1 protein-coding gene is annotated in these 1236 nt (G+C 70.5%); it reads right to left on the minus strand.

Annotated elements, in window-relative coordinates; genetic code table 11:
• Positions 1–50: 50 nt before the first annotated feature.
• Positions 51–1236 (minus strand): hypothetical protein (locus ACWGI8_RS44430; RefSeq protein ID WP_453669334.1); only part of this gene is annotated, 1186 nt, incomplete at its 5' end.

Raw genomic sequence — 1236 nt, forward strand, 5'->3', positions numbered from 1 at the left:
CCCCGCAAGGGGTGCGGCCCACAGCCTTCCGCGGCTCCCGGAAGTCTCTGTCAGGCGCCCGTGAAGTAGTTGTGCAGCCCCGGCACGGTCAGCGTGCCGCCGAACTGGCCTGCCTGCTTGATCTTCACGTTGGTGAACATCGCGAAGGGGACGTCCAGCGGGGGCGGGGTCGCAGGGCTGAACGTGACCGGGATGAGGCCGAAGAGGTTGCCCTTCAGCTCCTCCGTGTACATGGTCACCGTGCCGTTGCGGATGGTGGACGTGGAGCCCGGGTCCGCCTCGACGTGTGAAGTGGAGCCGTTGGGGCCCACCACCAGCTGGTGCAGGTCCTTGATGTCGACCGAGGACGCGGTGAACTTCAGGGCCTTCTTGATCTTGCCGCTGCCGGTCTTGACCTCGACGATGCCGTGGTACTTGAGCCCGTTCAGCGTGAGCTTGCTGCTCTCCAGCCGCCAGGGGTCGTCCGGCAGCAGCGGGATGCCCGGCTCCAGCTCCGCGTTCGCCAGCGCCTCGGGGTCGGCGGTCGGGCACGGGAAGCGGGGCTTGCCGTCGGCGCCCTCGGGGATGTCCTCGTCCTTGACCGGGTCGAGGCCCTTGACCTTGTCGTCGAGCTCCGCCACCTCGGCGCCGGCCTTGTCGGCCGCGTCCTTGATGGCGTCCTTGGCCGGGTCCGAGGCCGTGTCCGTGGCCGTGTCCGCCACGTCCTTGACGGGATCCTTCGCCGGTTCCTCCGGAGCGGCCGAAGCCTCCTTGGACGGCGTCGCCGTGTCGCTCGGTGTCGGCGTGGCCGTGGGCTCCTTGTCGGGGCCGTCGAACAGGTCCTTGATCGCGTCACCCACACCCAGCGGGTCCAGCGGGTTCCTGGTCTCGGTGGGCGTCGGCGTCGCGGTCGGCGCGGTCGGCGCGGACTGGCCGGCCTGCGTACCGGTCGACTCGGAGGCCGACGGGGACGCTCCCGGCTTCGGCTCGTCCTTCGCGTCGCCGGCGTCACCGGACGGGCTCGCCGAGGGCGCCTCAGAGGGCTTCTCGGACGATTCCCCGGCGCTGTCGGACGGCTTGTCCGACGGCTTGTCGGAAGGCTTCGGCGTCTCCGACGCGGACGCGGACGGCTCGTCCGAACGCGTCACGCACGGACCCGGCGCGAAGGGGATGTCCTTGTCGTCCGCGAGCGCGAGCTTGGGGGTCAGACCCATGCCCACGAAGACGGCAGTCGGCATTGCGGCCAGGGCTATCGCC

The organism is Streptomyces sp. NPDC054841, assembly GCF_053611045.1.